Annotated in this window: 15 protein-coding genes; 6 read left to right on the top strand and 9 right to left on the bottom strand. The window is 43.0% G+C overall.

Going from position 1 to position 18973, the window contains the following annotated elements; translation table 11 throughout:
* Positions 1 to 349 precede the first annotated feature (349 nt).
* The 6 genes from MSKOL_RS05230 to MSKOL_RS05205 form a co-directional block, all read right to left on the bottom strand.
* Entirely contained in the window at positions 350 to 1066 is a 717-nt protein-coding gene (locus MSKOL_RS05230; protein ID WP_048154138.1) for a M48 family metallopeptidase, read from the bottom strand.
* The gene (locus MSKOL_RS05225; protein WP_048154135.1) at positions 1066 to 4206 is read right to left on the bottom strand and encodes a type I restriction endonuclease subunit R; all 3141 of its coding nucleotides are present in this window, start codon (positions 4204 to 4206) and stop codon (positions 1066 to 1068) included. The genes MSKOL_RS05230 and MSKOL_RS05225 overlap by 1 nt, the downstream gene beginning before the upstream one ends.
* Positions 4203 to 5510, bottom strand: a complete 1308-nt coding sequence (locus MSKOL_RS18670; RefSeq protein ID WP_052725349.1) for a restriction endonuclease subunit S — start codon at positions 5508 to 5510, stop codon at positions 4203 to 4205. Before MSKOL_RS18670 ends, MSKOL_RS05225 begins: the two co-directional genes overlap by 4 nt.
* Positions 5507 to 5791, bottom strand: coding sequence for a KilA-N domain-containing protein (locus tag MSKOL_RS05215; protein ID WP_082091220.1), 285 nt, complete (start codon positions 5789 to 5791; stop codon positions 5507 to 5509). The genes MSKOL_RS18670 and MSKOL_RS05215 overlap by 4 nt, the downstream gene beginning before the upstream one ends.
* Positions 5792 to 5828: 37 nt before the next feature.
* Positions 5829 to 8225 (bottom strand): type I restriction-modification system subunit M, encoded by a 2397-nt coding sequence (locus MSKOL_RS05210; protein WP_048154132.1) that lies wholly within the window; start codon positions 8223 to 8225, stop codon positions 5829 to 5831.
* Between the two features lie 607 nt (positions 8226 to 8832).
* On the bottom strand, positions 8833 to 9906 hold the full coding sequence (locus MSKOL_RS05205; RefSeq protein ID WP_048154129.1) for a M42 family metallopeptidase: 1074 nt from the start codon (positions 9904 to 9906) through the stop codon (positions 8833 to 8835).
* A 576-nt stretch (positions 9907 to 10482) separates the two neighbouring features.
* On the opposite strand from MSKOL_RS05205, the gene MSKOL_RS05200 reads away from it, so the two are divergent.
* The 6 genes from MSKOL_RS05200 (at position 10483) to MSKOL_RS05175 (ending at position 16476) form a co-directional block, all read left to right on the top strand.
* Positions 10483 to 10836, top strand: coding sequence for a prefoldin subunit beta (locus tag MSKOL_RS05200; protein WP_048118960.1), 354 nt, complete (start codon positions 10483 to 10485; stop codon positions 10834 to 10836).
* A gap of 140 nt (positions 10837 to 10976) precedes the next feature.
* Positions 10977 to 11984 carry a bifunctional oligoribonuclease/PAP phosphatase NrnA gene (locus MSKOL_RS05195; protein WP_048118957.1) on the top strand — a complete coding sequence of 336 codons (1008 nt, stop codon included), beginning with the start codon at positions 10977 to 10979 and terminating at the stop codon, positions 11982 to 11984.
* 676 nt (positions 11985 to 12660) lie between these two features.
* Positions 12661 to 13965 (top strand): phenylacetate--CoA ligase family protein, encoded by a 1305-nt coding sequence (locus MSKOL_RS05190; RefSeq protein ID WP_048158165.1) that lies wholly within the window; start codon positions 12661 to 12663, stop codon positions 13963 to 13965.
* A gap of 450 nt (positions 13966 to 14415) precedes the next feature.
* Positions 14416 to 14853 (top strand): ACT domain-containing protein, encoded by a 438-nt coding sequence (locus tag MSKOL_RS05185; protein ID WP_048123724.1) that lies wholly within the window; start codon positions 14416 to 14418, stop codon positions 14851 to 14853.
* A 268-nt stretch (positions 14854 to 15121) separates the two neighbouring features.
* Complete coding sequence (locus MSKOL_RS05180; protein ID WP_048158164.1) at positions 15122 to 15475, top strand: DUF2103 domain-containing protein; 354 nt, start codon at positions 15122 to 15124, stop codon at positions 15473 to 15475.
* 23 nt (positions 15476 to 15498) lie between these two features.
* Entirely contained in the window at positions 15499 to 16476 is a 978-nt protein-coding gene (locus MSKOL_RS05175) for a methanogenesis marker 12 protein (protein WP_048154125.1), read from the top strand.
* 39 nt (positions 16477 to 16515) lie between these two features.
* On the opposite strand, the gene MSKOL_RS05170 is transcribed toward MSKOL_RS05175, so the two are convergent.
* From MSKOL_RS05170 to MSKOL_RS05160, 3 genes are all read right to left on the bottom strand, one after another.
* A complete protein-coding gene (locus MSKOL_RS05170) occupies positions 16516 to 17100 on the bottom strand; it encodes a TIGR00288 family NYN domain-containing protein (RefSeq protein WP_048118952.1) in 585 nt (194 codons plus the stop codon).
* Positions 17101 to 17603: 503 nt separating this feature from the next.
* A complete protein-coding gene (locus MSKOL_RS05165; RefSeq protein WP_231592457.1) occupies positions 17604 to 18023 on the bottom strand; it encodes a hypothetical protein in 420 nt (139 codons plus the stop codon).
* A complete protein-coding gene (locus tag MSKOL_RS05160; RefSeq protein ID WP_156150972.1) occupies positions 18020 to 18640 on the bottom strand; it encodes a rhomboid family intramembrane serine protease in 621 nt (206 codons plus the stop codon). Before MSKOL_RS05160 ends, MSKOL_RS05165 begins: the two co-directional genes overlap by 4 nt.
* Positions 18641 to 18973: the final 333 nt, after the last annotated feature.

Genomic DNA, 18973 nt, shown 5'->3' with positions numbered 1-18973 from the left:
TATTTTGTAAGCTCCAATGTATTAATACAAATGTTACATATATTTTTTCTCAGGAACCCGGCTTTTTCAGGAAGATTTCCTGGTTTACGCTGTGGCTCTCTGAAACTTTTCCTCAATAGGTATACCATAGTATTTTTAGTTTACAGTTAACAAAAACGAGGTAGATTCCTTTCACGGCTCAGAACAGTTTACATAACTGATTAATGAAGGGCTTGTAGAATGCCCTTATTTTACAAAAATGAAGCAAGCAAGTCATTGAACCAACTTGAATGTGACTTTAAAGAAGTCATAAGGAATTAAATTTGAAAAGGATACATAGAAACTGGTAATTGGGTACAAAGGAATTGTATCAATAAGCCCATTCCTCATGGCTGACCGGTAACTGGTTCAGTTTATCCTTGCAGAACTGCCATTTTGGCATGAACTGGTCCATTAGCGTTATAAAGCGAGAATTATGTGTTGGCTCCAGCAGATGTGCCATTTCATGTACAATGGTATATTCAAGACATTCTTTTGGCTTCTTGGCAAGTTCAGTGTTGAGTCTAATATTACGTGCTTTGTGGTTGCAGCTTCCCCATTTTGTTTTCATCCTTTGCACAAAGAACCGCTCTACCTTCACCCCCAATAGTGGTTCCCACATGGCAATTACCGGTGGCACAGCTTTTTTGAGTTGTTCACGATACCATGCATCAATAACAGATTGCTTCTTTTTGTCATCTGCTCCAGGTCGCACTCGCAATATCATCTTATTATGTTTCAATTCGACAGAAGGTGCTTCATCAACTTCGATAACTTTAAGCAAATAGCGTTTTCCCCACACATAATGGCTTTCAAGGTCCAGGTACTCACGGGGAGTTTCACGCTCCTGTTTCCTGAATTTTTTCTGCTTCTTTTTGATCCAGCCTAATTTGGAAATGGCGAAAACACGAATTGTATCAATATTCATTCGCAAAGGAGCAGAGATTTTTACCCTACCGGCTGGAGGATACACGCTCAGATGAATGTTCTTGATATCCTTGAAAACTACGTCTACTGTGATATCACCAAGTTCGATCTGGGTATTCATCAGTATTCCTTTTGTGCCTTGATGATAAAGAAGATACGGTTAACCTCTGCTTCGTCATGCAGGACCTCGTACAAGGCGTGCTTTATAGTCCTTTCACGTGGTTCAACACCACGCCAGTCATCGGACCTTACCCTTTTTATTGTTTCATCGAGTCTCAGTGCCAGGTCAAGAGTCGGATCGCTGGGTAATATATATTCGCCGTATTCGTCGTTTTCTTTTATCTGGTCCTCTAACTTTTTCCCGCAGTCTTTCAGGTTGTTGTAGAGTGCTCTTAAAGCAGGGCTTTTCTTCAGTACATCGACGATATCGTCCTCATGTCCTGCCTCCACCTGCTTTACCAGATCCGCAATCCGTTTTAAGTATTCCTCATATTCAATGGCTTTTGCCTTCCTGGCTGCTATAATTTCTTCCAGCAGGGCAGACATCTTCTCGTAATATGCCGGGTCGTTCAGTTGTTCCTTGATAATTTTGCTGCGGACATTGTTCTCGATAGTCTCAGCAACAGCGTTTTTGTTGCCCTTCAGTCTATCAAGCTGAGTTGCAATGGCTTTGTCAATACCCGTTTTTACGATCAAGTCCAGAAGAGGCATATCTTCAAAGGATGAAACCTTTCTGGGCTCGGCTGCCTCGATGTAAGTGTCGATAAGATGGCGCATATCTGCTTCATAAGCTTTCAGATCAAGACTTTCACCGCTAGCCCTGCGGATGATCTCACGGATATTCCGGTAATATTCCAGTAGCTGTTTAATGCGAGAAATATCTGAGCTACTATATCCTGCAGCTTCCAGTTCGTCGGAAATGTTTGCATAGGAACGAACGAGTGAAGCAGTAGCTTTGTAGAGAGCAGCACGTTGAGTTTCGCGTTCCTGGAGGTCAGTCGGGATTTCCGTATTTCCACAGAAGTAGTGAATGTGCTCCAGTTCTCCTTTCGGCGGTTCAACAGGCTCGCAGAGTATAGCCAATGCCTCTAAAGCATTGTCAAGGCGCTCCCTACCTTTTTTCAGGCGGTCCTGCATCAACACTTCCGGACTAGCGCCGCCAGCGCTGTAGTCAAGCTCGGAGGAATAAACCTGAAGCGCTCCGGTCCCCTTATCATTGACCAGATTCTTGAAAAGGTCTTTGTAGTCCACAATATAACCGAACTCTTTGTCGTCTCCGTCCAGCCGGTTAGTGCGGCAGATTGCCTGAAACAGGCCGTGATCTTTCATTGACTTGTCTATGTAGAGGTATGTACAGGGAGGGGCATCAAAGCCTGTGAGAAGTTTATCCACAACGATAAGCAATTTCATGTTCGCCGGTTCTTTAGTGAACAGGTCCTTTGCTTTCTCTTCATAGGTCTCGGTTTTTGTCATTCCTGGCCTGGTTTCTATATCTTTGAGCAGCTCGGTGTAGGTGTTGTAGATGAACTCTTTTTCTGTTTCGGTATTTGCGCCTGTATCTTCTTTTGTTACGTCCTGAGCCTGCGGATTGTAGGAGGTTACCACGGCACATTTGCCTTTGAAAAGTGTCTTCTGGAAGAGGGTGAAGTACTTGCAAGCTTCATAGATGCTTGAAGCTACCAGAATAGCATTTCCGCGTTCGCTGGTCAGGCGAGGCTTTTTTACGCCAAAATCAAAAATAATGTCAGTTACCACCTGATCCATGCGAGAGCGTGAACTGAGCACTTTCTGCATGGTGCCCCAATGCTTTTTGAGTTCGTCTTTCTGCCAGTCGTTAAGTCCTCTGGTTTTTGCCTCAAACCATGCATCTATTTTTGTCTCGGAGCCAAGGCGCTGATCGATGTCGCGTGATTCATAAACTAGATCGAGCACTACTTTGTCTTCTACCGCCTCACAAAACTTGTAGGTATGGATGTAGCCGCCGAAAACTTCCAGGCTGGTCTGTTTATCCTTCTTGAGCAGTGGTGTACCTGTGAAACCGATAAAGACAGCATTTGGCATGATCGCCTTCATAGCCCGGTGCAATTTGCCGCTTTGAGTGCGATGGCACTCATCCACGAAGACAAAAATATCGCCTACGGCTTTACCTGGCTGGGATTCCAGATCTCTGATAAACGCATCGAAATCGTCAACGCCTTTACGGCCGAATTTGTGAACTAGAGAGCAGAGCAGACGCGGTTTGGCCTGGCCGAGCATGCTTATCAGTTCGCGGCCGCTGGTGGTACGTTTGATAGCCTCTCCTGCATCAATGAAGATTCTTTTGATCTGTTTGTCCAGCTCGTCGCGGTCTGTGACTACCACCACGCGGGCATTGGGATTGTTTTCGAGTATCCACTTGGCAAGCAGCACCATGACAATACTTTTGCCACTGCCCTGTGTATGCCAGATAATACCTCCCCTGTGCTGCATAATATATTTCTGTGCTGCCTTGACAGCAAAATACTGGTGAACCCTTGGTAGTTTCTTGACGCCGCCGTCAAAGAGCACGAAGTCATGCATCAGCTCTATAAGTCGGTCCTTATTACACATCTTGAGCAGGTATTTATCGAGCTTGAAACGGCTATTGTCCTTTTCGTCTTCTTTCCATTCAAGGAAGTACTTTTCAGGCGTGCCGATAGCGCCATATTTTAAGCCTTCGGAATCGTTGCCTGCAAAGATAAACTGCACGGTGCTGAAGAACCATTCGTTGAACTCTGGACGCTGGTTGGACAGGTTCTGGCAGATTCCGTCTTCTATGGTTACGCGGCTGTTTTTCAGTTCAAGCACACCGATTGCGATGCCGTTCACATAGAGCACAATGTCAGGCCTACGTTCACGGTTACCCCTGAGAGTTACTTCTTCGGCAATGGCAAAATCGTTCTTCTCCGGCTCCTGCCAGTTTATAAGGTAGACGTTATCAGTGACCTTTCCAGCCTCAGTCTTTACAGGAACGCCATAGCGCAACAGACTATAGACAGCTTTATTGTTGCCGTAGAGGCTTCGGTTGTGGTTGTTCGCTTCAATGTCCAGCTTGTAGAGAGCAACGCCTATCTGGGTGGGGGTGTAGCCGCTTTTTGTCAGGTAGGCATTGAGTAGTCCTTCCTCGATGTTGCTGTTACCGTCCCGGTCAATCCAGTTGCCTACGTAGCGATAGCCAAGCTCATCATGAAAAAGAGAGATTATTCGGTCCTGGGTGGCTCTTTCGGGTTTTCCAATGTTCATACTAATCTAATCCTCCCTGTAAGCAGTTCCTGCATCATACCCTGCTTGATCTGGCGAGCCTTAGCAAGCTTTTCTTCCAGCGCGGTAATTTCTGAGTCCATGTCAGAGAGGATAGCTGCGATGGCGGCTTGTTCGGATAGTGAAGGAACCGGAAGCGTGATTTTCACGATGTTCGTCTTGCTAATCCCAGAAACCTTGGTTCCAACAGCAAAGAAATAAAACTGTTTTTTTACGTCATCAGTTTGAAAACAGTACCGTAGGTACTGTTTATCCAATTCGTTTTTCTTGCTCTTTGCAACGATAGTGTGCAGGCCTGAAATGAAAGGGATTTTATCTTTATTGAAAACTACAATATGTCTGCTCGTGCCTTCGTCGTCTTCGGAAGCATCTACAAAGACAACGTCTCCATCATTAAGCAATGATGGAGAGGCCACTTTTTTCAAAGAGATATTGAGTTTTGGTATGTCCTGTTGTTCAGATCTAACATCAATAAAGTTTTTTTTCGATGTGTGAATGTCTCCGTAATGCAGATAGCAATATCCTTCCATGGAAAGCTGATCACGAGAAGCTGACAGTCCACCACTGAAGTCGAATAGGTCATCAAGCAACTTCACTTTCCACTCCCCACTAAACCCCGGCAGCCGTCTCTTACCAGTCAGCAATTCCTGCATGGCGCCCTGTTTGATCTGTCGTTTCTTAGCGATGAGCTGCTCAAGGGATTCGATAAGGGCATCCGTATCGGAGAGAGCCTCAGCGATAGCATGTTGTTCATTGATTGTGGGTTTGGGAATTATTAGTTTAGCTATTTCTCCAGTGTTTATGACCCCTTGAGTTGATCCAGCTGTGACCTCCAGTACTTGCTTCTTAACCCCATCTGAATTTATTGCGTATTGTGCAAAGATATTATCGAGTTCATTGGCAATTGTACGAATAATAACAATATTGAGAGTGTTTGCTTCTTCTATACTAGAGGGAACAAGCACAGCACTTCCTGAACTACCATGTCTGGCTATTAATATGTCACCCTTTCTCGTTTGAGATTTTTTGTTCAGTTCATGAAAACTGTGAGTAACATACTTCAAATCTTGAAATTTAAATTTTTGACCATATAAATTGCCAGTTCTTATCAGCATTACTCCATTGCTTTCACTAGTATAGTAAGGTTCACACACACCGACGAACCCAACGTTTAGCTTAGAACAATGCTGGCTGAGTGTTGCTGTATCCCAATCCTCAGGAATCACCCCCACCTCTGTCTGTTTATATCCCGGTGGAATATTCCCGGCGCTGCATTCCGCGCTCATTGCTGTTCCTCCTTTTCGAGTTTGGGATTCCACAGATCTGCCTGCATTTTAAACCCGTCGAATTCGACGGGTTTAAAATCCGGGTTATTGAGCTGTTCCCATATCCCCAGAAATTCCACAGTGTTTCGGTTCCTGAGCCAGTTGCGAATGAGGTCATCGGTATGATCCGGGTTTTTATATCTGGCAATGTCTGTCAGGCAAATGTAGTCCGCATCTTCCTGGGAAACGATAGAGACCGCAGTTCCCCTGACGTCAATGCTGGTGTTTCTGGTCTTTTTCATGATTGGACCCCTTCTTTCTGGAATCTCCTGTTCCTGCTCATAATTTGAACACCATCCTCTCAAGATGTCGGTTCACTTTTACCTCCAGCTCAGCCACGCGGTCGTTCATCTGCGGCATCGGGGTTTCGTAACGTTCGGCAAGCTCCTTCACGCGCTGGGTAAGAGACTGGCTGATCCGGTCCATCTCGCCGTGGATAGCCGTATCCAGTGAAGAAAGCCATTTGTCTTCCACAACCAGCGTTTTGACATCATCCTCGGTCAGCCTGGGGTAGTAATAACAGGCTTTTGAATCAAGTAGGGACTCGGCTTCCTTAAGACGTTTTTTCAGGTCTGCTTCTTTATTGGCGAGTTTCAGCCAGTCATTGAGGACAGCAGATTCGTCCTTTGCTTCCGTATCGCCTTTTACATCCTTCAGGCGTGCAGCGACATTGGCCTTATTCACCTTATCAAGTTCGGAGAATGCGCCTTCTTCGCCGCCCTGTTCCTCTTCCAGCTCTGTCATGCTGGCAGTGATGCTTTCCAGCTCAGAAGCGAGTTTATCGATAGCTTCCTGCTCTCTGGCGAAGTAACGGGACACAATAAACGGCTTTGGCACAAGGTCGCAGGTCCAACCCTTGTCTTTCTCTCTTCCCTTCTTATCTTTCTCAATAATGCGAGAAGTCTCAGTCTTCCATCCCTCATCAGCTATGAGATAGCAGTCGTCCTGCATCGTTTCCTCCCAGTAATCCATCAGGTGTTGATAAATATCGTACTTATCGATGAGAGGCTTATCTTCATAGTGAGCAAGCAGGTCTTCTGCCAGCGCAGCTATAATTTCCTTTGGATGACAGCCTGCCTGCAACTGCCGTAGCAGAGCAGAACTCTTAGTGCGCCAGGAAGCGAAATGCGCATTCATACCGGCTGTGAAAGCAACAAACTCTGGATGCTCGTAGATTGTGGATTTGATATCTGCCTTGTCCACAGCAAGGTCCAGATATCCAGGTCGATTTTCTTTGAACAGGGCTTGCCGAAGCTGTGGACAGACATCCCAGTACCGCTGGAGAGCATCCACATCAGCAGAAGGAATGCCTCCATGCAAATGTCCCTCAATATCCTGCAAGTCCTCAGCCTGCTGGCTGTCGATATAGCGCGGAAGGTTGAGGTTAAACTCATTCTTCTCGACCTCTTCAAAACTGACCATCCGCGAATATTTCGGGACCTCAGCTTTCTTATTGAAAACATCCACAATCTTGCGGATATCCTGAGCTTGGAGACGGTTCTTGGGACCATCCTTCATGAAACCCGCACTGGCATCAATCATAAAGATACCTTTGCGGTTTTGTGCGTCCTCCTTGTCGATAACAACGATACAGGCCGGGATGCCGGTGCCGTAGAAAAGGTTGGCTGGAAGACCGATAATTCCCTTAATGTAACCCCTGCGTATGAGGGCACGGCGGATATCGGCCTCGGAATTACCACGGAATAACACGCCGTGCGGCAGGATGCAGGCTCCTTTTCCTGTGATCTTTAGCGAACGAACGATATGTAACAGATAAGCGTAATCTCCCTGCTTGGAAGGCGGAACCCCAAAAGGCTTGAAACGCTCATGGGGATCTTTCATTGGATCAAGGCCAGTGCTCCAGCGTTTGTCACTAAAAGGCGGATTGGCGACAACATAATCAAAAGTCTTGAGTGTTTCGCCGTCCTTGAACCTGGGATTTGTCAGGGTGTTGCCCTGCACAATAAGTGCCTCAGGATTCTCATGCAGGATCATGTTCATGCGAGCAAGACCGGATGTAGCTGCGTCTTTTTCCTGCCCGTACAGGGTTATCTTGGTTTTTGCTTCATCTGCGACCTTCAAAAGCAACGAACCTGAACCACATGTAGGATCATAGGCCGTGGTCGAACTTGTCGTATTGGCCTGGCGGATACCGAGTATCTTTGCTATAACCCTGCTGACTTCGGCCGGAGTGTAGAATTGTCCTTTACTTTTGCCGCTTTCCGTTGCGAAGTGACGCATCAGATATTCATAAGCGTCGCCTAAGATATCGTCACCGTCTGCGCGGTTCTTCGAAAAATCAAGGGCAGGATTCTCGAAAATGGAAATGAGATTGGTAAGCCTGTCCACCTGTTCCTTACCACTGCCGAGCTTGGTAGCGTCGTTGAAGTCCGGCATATCAGACAGCTTGTTTTCATTGACAAGGGGACCAATTATTTTCTTGTTGATCTGATCGCCGATATCTGGTTTGCCTTTGAGTGCGACCATGTCCTTGAAACTTGCACCTTCAGGGATGGTGATAGGGGCAAAAGGCACACCGGCGTATTTATCACTGACATATTTGATAAATAACAGAACGAGTACATAGTCCTTGTACTGGCTGGCATCCATTCCGCCACGCAGTTCGTCACAACTGGACCAGAGAGAAGAGTAAAGTTCGGATTTTTTAAGAGCCATGTTACGCAAACCTTGAATTATTCAATTGTTACCTAGAATCGTATTCGCTTGATTGGATCGTTAAATGTGAACATGCAGGAATTGTACTAGCTTAATTATGTATGGTTGTTATCGAGGATCAAGAGCTTTTCCCTTTTTGCCGGTATTGATGAACATATAAAATGTTATATGAGAAGTCTGTTCTCTGCATCTAAATGCTGTATGAAGTCTGTTCTCTGTATCTAAATGATACATGAAGTCTGTTCTCTGTATCTAAATGATATATGAAGTCTGTTCTCTGTAGCTTGCCTGGAGTTTCACAATAAGAATTTTATTTAGCCCTTAATAGCACCGTTTTAGAATTATTTAATGAAATATGTTTAATTACAGTTTTAACTTTTTTCGTTTCATTTTAAGGCTCCACTCTTAAGCGAGTCACCCCTTGAAAGCTGAAACAATAAATATTCATACCGGTGACTGAGCCACCGACAAACACAGATTATATGCAGAAAAAAAACGGAAAAAAAGTCAGAAAAACAAAGCTGCAAGAGTTTTTCCCGCAACACACAGAGCAAAGTGTATGCGACTCTTGCGTAAAATTACCTATTGCAGTTATTTCAAAAGGGCTTCAGAAATATTTACCTACGTTTTCTATTGCTTTTACAATAAGTGAAACGCACGCGTCAATATCCGCCATATCCAGGACCTCAACAGGTGAATGGATGTATCGAGTGGCTATGCTGACTGTACCTGTAGGAATACCTTCTTTTGTAAGGTGTATTGAGGTCGCATCTGTTGTGCCTCCCGAACCAACGCCGAGCTGGTAAGGGATCTCATTTTCAGTGGCAGTTTCCTTAAGCCACTTAATAATCTGCGGGTGAGCTATAAGGCCTCTTCCGGACGCATCGGCTAATGTAATTACAGGGCCTTTCCCGATTTCCAGGCAAGAATCGGTTTTAGTAATGCCCGGGTGGTCTCCAGGAATAGTTGTATCAAGGGCAAGCGCAAGGTTCGGATAAACCCCAAAGGCAGAGGTTCTTGCACCTTTTAACCCTACCTCTTCCTGGACAGTACCTACGGCATAGACATTTGCTCCGATTTTATGTTTGGAAAGCCGCTTCATAACCTCAATAAGGATAACGATGCCTGCACGGTTGTCAAGGGCCTTTGAGGTTATCTTTCCGTTTGCCAGAGGCACAAAGTCCCGGTCAATAGAAACTGCCGTGCCTATCTCAATTCCAAGATTCTCAGCATCTCCCCTGTCTTTTGCTCCGATATCGATGAACATATCGTCCAGCTTCACGGGTTTTTTCCTGTCCTCCTCTTTCATTACGTGAGGAGGCTTGGACCCGATGACTCCGGGAATTGAACCTTTTTTGCCGTGAAGTACAACTCTCTGGTTAAGAAGGGTCTGGTCAAACCATCCCCCGATCCCGACAAACCTGAGGAAGCCATTATCGTCAATATACCTGACCATAAGCCCGATTTCGTCCATATGGGCAGCCAGCATTATGGAAGGGCCTTCTCCTTTTTTGAGGGCTATAAGGTTTCCCATGCAGTCTCTGCGCATGGTATCAACGTAGGGTTCAAGTTCCTTTTCAAGGAGTTCTCGAATATCATCCTCAAAGCCTGAGATCCCGTGTGCATTGGTGAATTTTTCAAGCAGAGATTTAATCTCTCTAAGGTTTCCGCCTTTTTCCATCTTTGAATATCTCCTGAATATCAATAAATTTAAAGTTCAAATTGATCTTAATGAGAACAATCATAATTTAATAAGGTTAATTATAATTATCCTCTTATTATTCCCCTTTATTATATGGTTTTTTTACAACAACTCTTTGATAAATGGTTTTTTATGGTCTCTTTTTGATAAACGGTTCTTTTATAATTATTCCTTCTCAAGCAATTTTCTCTTTAGACCATCGAGTTGGAGATTAACCAGCCATTTATACTTCAGATATCCTTCAGATAACCTTCAGATCATTTTATACTTCAGATATCCTTCAGATCATTTATACTCAGATATCCTTCAGATCATTTTATACTTCAGATAACTTTCAGATCATTTTATACTTCAGATATCCTTCAGATCATTTATACTCAGATATCCTTCAGATCAATAAATATTATACTGTTTGGTATTTAGGATTAATCTGTTATTTGAGTTTCTGGCAGGAGGGCTCCAGATTAATTTCAATGGCGAAGGGAAACTTTTCGAAAGCTGTAACAGAAACATTAAAATCCCTTTAGGTTTATTGAGGACTCAGGTGAAAATCATATGACCGCAGAATTACCTCCTCAAGTTCAGAATCAGATAGCACAGCTTCAGCAGATACAGCAGCAGATACAGGCTCTGGCTATGCAAAAATCACAGATTGAAGCTATGCAAAAAGAGTCAAAGATGGCTCTGGACGAATTAGATAGACTTACTGACGATGCAGTAGTCTACCGCAATGTAGGGGAGTTAGTAATAAAAACGAGCAAGGAAGAGTCCATTACAAAATTGAAAGACAGGGAAGAAACACTCTCACTCAGGCTTCAGTCCATTTCCAGGCAGGAAGAAAGGCTCACATCTCGCTTTAAACAGCTTCAAGAGCAGATTCAGCAGGCTTTAGGCGCCAGAGCACAATAATTTTATTTTTTATTCCAGCATAAAGGAATATTAAATAAATTATAGCTTTGCCAAAACTCATAAAATAAGCCATGCCGAAATCTCGAAATTCTTGAATCCAGGGAGATCAATATCTATAAAAACGATAGCCAGAGTGGACAATGGAAGTTAATGAAGCGGAGTTTTTCAACCGGCTCCTTGACTATCGAAATATTTTGTATTTGTGTCACCGGAATGCAGATCCGGACGCGGTTAGCAGTGCTTTTGCTCTTTCCGAAGCTATTGGAGGCACTGTCGGACTTGTGGACGGCTGCAACCGTGTAGCTGCTGTGCTTATAGAGAGACTTGGCATTGAGGTTGTTGATATACCCAATCCGGCTGATTACGGTTTTGTCGTTGTGGTTGATACCTCCACAAAAGCACAATTAAATGACCTGGAACTTACCAGGTATTGCGTTATCGATCATCATACAACTACTGCTCTGACAGAAAATGCCGAATTCTACCTGCACAGGAACAGTACCTCTACCGTAGAAATAGTTTACAATATCTTAAAAGCAATGGGAGCACCTATTAACCGGCGCGTGGGAATCGGGATGCTCACAGGAATCGTAACGGATACCGGGCATTTCAAACATGCATCGGCAGATACGTTCCGGGTAGTATCCAAAATTATAGAGGATAGCGGCGTTGAGTATGGGGAAGTGCTGGATCTTATGGCTGCTACCCCACAGGATATTTCAATGCGCATAGCTATCCTGAAAGCCGCAAGCCGCCTCGAGCTCGATAGAGTACAGGATATGTTGATAGCATCTTCCCATGTCAGCTCTTTCGGAGGTTCTGCATCTTCCATGCTCATTAATATCGGTGCAGATGTCGCTTTTGTTGGCACATCCAAAGGTGAAAGCGTCAGGATAAGTGCAAGAGCAAAGCGTGACGCCGTAAGTGCCGGGGTCAACCTTGGCCAGCTAATGGAAGATATAAGTAACGAGTACAACGGTACAGGCGGCGGACATTCCGGAGCTGCCGGAATCGATGTGATCGGTGATATGAAAGAAGTGCTGGATAAATGCAGGGAAAGAACAAAGAAGATTCTTGAAGCTTCTCTTGGAGGAACATCAAAAGAGATCTCTTTTGAAGATGATATCGAAGAGTTTGAAAATGAGTGATTTCTTAAAGTAAAACAAAGTTTTCTTTTTCAGAATATAACCAAAATAGGTTCATTTTTCAGAATATAACCAAAATAGGTTCATTTTTTAGAATATAACCAAAATGGGTTCATTTTTCAGAATATAACCAAAATAGGTTCATTTTTTAGAATATAACCAAAATGGATTCATTTTTCAGAATATACTTCAAAAATCCCTTAATTCGTAGTATAATTAAGATCTTATTTTGTTTCATATGACCAGAGTTCGATAACTGATCTGGAAATTATATCTGGAATTGCATCTGGGAATTGCAGAGGGGAACTGCATAGAGTAATTGCATCGGGGAATTGCATCGGGGAATTGCATCAGGGAATTGCATCTGGTAAAACTTTTAGTTTTACTTATAAAATCTTTTTTCGTCCTAACAGCTTATTTATATGAGAATCTAGCTTAAACTTCATATTACTCCAGCTAATCTTCATATTATATTTGCCGGAAGTATATCTCCTTTGAAAATAATAAACTCGAAAATAATAAACTCCGTAGTAAGAAAGCAATCGGAGTAAAAAAGCAATTACAGAGAACTGAAACATGACCTTAAAGCGGCATGAAATGAGATATGCAGGAAAAAAGCTAGAATCTATTGGGCCTGATATCGAGAGCCCAGAATATAAGATATACAGAGTGTGAAAAAATGCCAGAATACTGGGATCCTGAGATAGAGACAATGCCTGTAGTGGATTTGAATAAGCTGCAGGAAGAAAAGTTGAAGCAACTTGTACATTATGTGTATGAAAACTCTCCTTTTTATAGAAAAAAGTTTGATGAACACGGGGTTAAGCCGGAAGACATCAAAACTCTTGAAGATATCAGGAAGTTACCTTTTACAGTTAAACAGGATCTCAGAGATACCTATCCAACTGGTATGTTTTGCGTCCCGAACTCAAAACTCGCCCGTTTCCACGCTTCTTCAGGTACAACAGGCAAACCAATAGTCGTAGGATATACCCAGAATGACATTGATGAGTGGGCAGAGTCCCTTGCACGAGGATTTACTTCTGTTGGAATGGGAAAAAATGATATCCTTCAGGTAAGTTACGGGTACGGACTTTTTACAGGTGGGCTTGGTGCTCATTACGGAAGCGAAAAACTGGGCGCAACCGTACTTCCTACAAGCTCCGGAAACACCGAGCGCCAGCTTGAGCTTATGAGAGACCTTGACGTCACTGCTATAGCCTGCACGCCTTCTTACTTCCTTTATATGATTGAGACTGCAAGGAAAGAAGGTATTAGTATCAGGGACGATACTAAATTAAAAATGGGATTTTTCGGGGCCGAGCCCTGGTCCGAAGAACTCAAAAAACGTATAGAAGACGAATCAGGGATTAAAGCTATTGATATTTACGGGACGTCAGAAATGAGCGGTCCTCTCTTTACCGAATGCTCGGAACAGTGCGGAATTCATATATGGGCAGACAAGTTCCTTGTTGAGATTATTAATCCCGAAACAGGTGAGCCTGTTCCTGATGGCGAGATTGGGGAACTCGTAATCACTACTCTTAATAAAGAAGCTCTTCCTTTAATCCGTTACAGAGTGCGGGACCTTACCCGAAAGCTTTCGGAGCCCTGTGTGTGCGGAAGAACCCATCCAAGGATTACACGCATCAGTGGGCGTTCGGATGATATGATTATCGTGCGCGGAATCAATGTGTTCCCAGGACAGGTAGAATCGGTCCTTATGAAGATTCCTGAAGTAGGGAACCATTTCATGATCATTGTAGACAGGATTGGACCCCTTGACTCCATGAAAGTCCAGATCGAAATGCATGAGTCTGCCTTTAGTGATAAAATGTCAGACATGATGGCACTTAAAAAGAAGATTTCGAGCGCACTTAAAAGCGTACTGAATCTTGCAGTCGAGGTGGAACTGGTGGAGCACGGCTCTCTGCCCCGTTCTGAAGGAAAATCAAAGAAAGTTATCGACAAGAGAAAGATTTGAAAGCTTCAAAGAGCGAAAACAAAACCTGCAAATATTACTATTCTGCAGGTTTCACTTTTCTGGGGACAATCTCTCGAGTTTCTGTTACCATGCTGAGCCAGAATAAAGTAAAGTTATCAGATATAATATAAAATAGCCAGTGAAGAATAAAATAGCCAGTACAGAAAAGATTTAGATTATATACAAGAACAATATCAGTAAATAACACTCTAAATAGGACTCTAAATAAGGCGATTTACTGCTGAATTGATTATAACTGGTTATAAGCTTAAAAACTGTATGTAAGCTTAAAGTATACATAGAGACTATATTATATTTGATATGGAGATGTTACTTGACATAGAGACTTATATTATACTCTGGTAAGAAGACTATAAAAAATAGTAAGAGAGAATATGAATAAACAGTATAAGGACAAAGAACAAGCAATATAAGGACATGGGTGCTGGAATGGATGACAAAATTATAAAGCAGATTTCCCTTTTTGCGGAAAATAAACCTGGCAGACTTGCAAACGTCGCAAATAAACTGAAAAGCGCCGGCATAAATATCAGGGCATTTACCATTGCCGAGTCCGGAGATTTCGGAATAATTCGCATGGTTGTGGACAGGTCCGACTATGCTCACAGCATACTCCATGATGCAGGATTTACCGTTTCCGAAACCAATGTTCTGGGAATCGAAATGGATGATGTCCCTGGCAGCATGTCCCGTATTGCAGAAGTGTTCGGAAAAGTCAAGATCAACATTGACTATGCATATGCCTTTGTCACCAGGGATCAGAAAGCCCTTTTAATAGTCAGGGTCAACGACATTGAAAAGGCAATTCAAACACTTGAAGAAGAAGGCATCAAGCTCATAAGCATGAAGGAACTTGAAAAGATCTGATTTTAACGAAAAAACGGACTTTCACAAAAAAAGCGTTTTTAGAGAAAAACGAAATTATCCAGAATCTGGAGTATTTGTGTTCCTGGAATTCTGGAGATCTTCTTTTTACAGCTTCTGGCTTCAGGACAAAACCTTGATAAGAAGGTTTATAGTCTGAACCACTTCTTTGAGATTCTGACCAGATAAATAGATATACGTGATAAATATAAAAACGATAAATAAGAAAAGGAAAAAGGTGCCAGAGAAACAGGTTACCGATTTGACTACAATGACTGAAAATAAAATTAAATTACAGGAAAATGCACAAAGTTCCTCAAAAAATAAGCTTGGTGGAGCTCATACAACAATTATTGGGGGAAGGGCTGGTAAAAAACTTGTAAAGCTTGTGAGCCAGCACCCTGAAGTAAAAAAGGTAATCCCAACCGTAATTTCCGTAAAAGGCATTGCTGGAGGCAGCCTCACTGGAAAAGTACTGCGTGCGGATGCGAGAGGGAACTTGAGGCTATTGCTCTCTGAAGGCAGAAGTTTTCAGGAAATAAGACTGGTAACAACAGTTGGGACCGCTGAAGAGGGAGATAGAATTATGAATGAACTGAATGAAATCTTGAAAACTGCCTTCTGAGGCGTTAAAGGAGAGACAGGTAATTGGCTTTTATAGGGATTGATCATGGCACCACTGCAATGCGTTTTGCTCTCATCGAAGGGGAAAATACCCTTACCTTTGAGCTTGAGAGGGCTGAGGCAGCAGCCATGTCCGAAAATGAGATTTTGACCTCACTTGAGGAGCATTTTGGAATTCGGCGTGAGACAATCGACCTTATTGCACTGACGTACTCGATGGGAGACGGTTTTTCCACAATTAAGGATGTTAGAAACCTTGAAGGAAGAGGGCTCAAGAGTATTGAAGGGGCGGGAAAAAAGACAGGAGGGGGCACAAGAGTTTTTGATGCCATTCGGAACTCCGGAATCCCGGCAATAGCAATCCCTGGCCTTCATACGGAGAGCAAAGTCGATTCCAGAATGAAGGTGTTTTCCCATCTTACAAGTCCCGAAAAACTGGGAATTGCTTACCATATCCTGTGCCTTGGTTATAATAACTTCGTGGTTTCCGATATAAGTTCAAACACTGTTACTCTTGCCGTTGCCGATAGAAAGGTAATTGGGGCAATCGATGCTTGCATATTTGCCCCGGGTGTTCATCACGGGCCCCTTGACCTGCAAGCTATCAGGGACGTGGATTACGGGCACTTTACCGCCAACCAGGCTTTTATGGAAGCCGGAGCTCTGAAAATGACTCCATATAAAGATCGGGAAGAACTCTTCCTTGCAGCCGAAAAAGAAGAAAGGCCTGCCCTCCTGGCCCTTGATACTATTTCGCTGTTTGCAGCCATGGAAATTGCGTCAATGCAGCTTCTTCTTAAGGACTATGGAACAATCGGAGAGGTTTTTCTTGCAGGGTCCGTAGGCGAATTCGAATATGTGCAGAAAAAAATCCATGCACATCTGGGGCAAGAATGTCAGTGCCTTGGAAAGTGGCATGCTGCAATAGGCTGTGCCGAGATCGCACGGGATGTTTTTGCAGGAGAGAAAGAAATCCTTGGCGTAGAGGTTAACTACTCTTAAAAAAGTGAGAAAGGAATATCAAAAAAGGACAGGCATAAATCAGGTCTTTTCTATGGATTCTTCATACATACTGTCCTGATATTCCGATGTATCAATTTTTCCTTCACCTGGTCCTATTCCATCGGACTCATCATAACTGCTCATTCTGTCTTTCTTCATAAGAATAACATAGTCCGCCGAATTCTTTAGTGCTGTGGAAAAACCGGGCTCGACTCCAAAAATAATAGTTTCTTTGCCGTGCTCATTTGCTTTGTTCAAAAGCGGCTTGAAGTCCGCATCCCTTGTAACGATTGCAAGAGTATCAATGTTAGGATTATATACTAGCTCCATGCCCTCTACCGCGAGGCGCACATCAACATCGCTCGAACAAATTATAGGTTCAAGTCCATGATTTTCGATAGCTTCCACAAGCTTGTCAGAGGCGTACTGGTTAAGGAAAACGCGCCCAATTTTGATATTTCCATAATCTTTCAGGACGTCCCTTATCTCCTCAAGATTTACATCAAATTCTTTCCTGAGAATATTTGGACCATCCACTAAAAGCCCTATTTTCCGCCTGCCAACTTCTTTTTTCGAGCGGAGATATTTTGATATTGAGTCGATTCCGCTTTTTACAGGTTTCATTATCAATGTCCTCTGTGATCTTACAGTTCACGGAACCTGTACCTTATTTGTTTGCGCCATATGCAATACAGCACTAACTCTGGGGGAAGCTACACTACCAGCAGCCCTCCAATCTGCCGGTACAGAGTTTATGCTTCCGCGATCAGTATTTGAGGTTTAAAGTTCCGAATTTCTAAGATTTATATCTTGATACTACAATTTTGCATTCAATCCGATGATACCTTATATCTGCTTTTCTGTAGTAAAACATTTGCATATTAAGGCAATCAACGTTTGCAACTCTATCCTTCTATGAACGATTGGATTGAAAACCCTGAGAATCTTCCTGCGAACAGGAAGGAAGAAACTCCGGCAAAACAAAAATCCTGATCTATAATATGTAGATCTATAACATCGTAAATCTATAACATCGTAGATCTGTAACATCGTAGATCTGTAACATTGTAGATCTATAAAATCGTAGATCTATAAAATCGTAGATCTATAAAACGTAGTAATTTTATTTATAAATTGTCGGAAAAGGGTCCCTTTTTTACTTCTCGAATAACGTATGGAGATTCTTTGAGTTCAAAGATGTTTTCCGCTCTTCTTCCTTTTTTACGCCTGAGGTACTGGATTTCTCCAAGCCTTTCCAGAAAAGCCTCATAAACTTCCATAAACTGCTCAAACTCCGGGTCAGTAAGTTCTATCATTCCTTCTCTGCCCGCAAGCCAGTCATAGACATGGAGAAGATTAATTTCCCTCACCCTTTTGAGGTTTTCATTCTCGGGTTTTTTTTCAAAGTATAGGGTCTTTTTAAAATCCGGAGACCATGCTGCAAATAGTCTCCTGAAATTTAAAATCAGGATAGGAATTTTCTCTCCTGGATCGGGTTTTGGATAGTAGTATGTGCCCTCCAGAAGGTCATTTCCTTCCAGAGTCACCACCTGCCGATATATCCCGGTCTTAAATTTTCCTCGATTTTCTTTATTCGGAAGCCCATATAAAGACCGACAAAGAGACCGCTAAGGTGAGCTGTATGGGCTATCATGTCAGATGAGTTTACCATCAGAAAATCAAACAGAGCAAAAAGCACCAGGGCATGTTTTAGCTTCATCGGGACAAAGTAGACATAAACACGAATATCAGGCTCAAGTATTGTAAGGGCTGCAAAGACCCCGTAGATTGCTCCGCTTGCGCCAACCATTGGACCAGGCGAGATATTGAATATTGGCTGGCTTAAAAACGTATACCCTATTGCCGATAGAACTCCGGCGGTGAAAAAAATTGCCAGAAGCTGTCTGTTCCCTATCCGCCGCTCAAGTGCAGTTCCGAAGAAGTACAGGACGAGCATATTGAATAAAAGATGGAATAAACCATTGTGCAGAAACATGTATGTAACAAGCGTCCAGGGCCTTGTTACAAGATAAATGGGGTCAAAATAAAAAATGCTATAATAAACATCACCTATGCCCGGAATCATTTCCAGGAAGAATGAAAGCGTGCACAGGGCAATGATTACCATTGAAGGGCTTGCGAAAACAGAATCTTTACTTGCCACCTGTTCCGCCTCCAGGGGTGTAAGCTGCATTAAGGTCAAACATATTTCCAATTACTCTCCGGTTTATATTCTAATTATTCTCCGGTTTATATTCTATATTCCCCGGTTTATATTCTAATCAATCTCAGGTTTATATTCTAATCAATCTCAGGTTTATATTCTAATCAATCTCAGGTTTATATTCTAATCAATCTCAGGTTTATATTCTAATCAATCTCAGGTTTATATTCTAATCATTCTCCGGTTTGTACTCTAATTATCTCCGGTTTATATTCTAATCAATTTCCGGTTTGTATTCTAATAATTATCTGGTTTATATTCTATATTCCCCGG

The sequence above is a fragment of the Methanosarcina sp. Kolksee genome, assembly GCF_000969945.1.
Classification (GTDB): Archaea; Halobacteriota; Methanosarcinia; order Methanosarcinales; family Methanosarcinaceae; genus Methanosarcina; species Methanosarcina vacuolata.
This window is presented reverse-complemented; position numbering and strand designations above follow the sequence as displayed.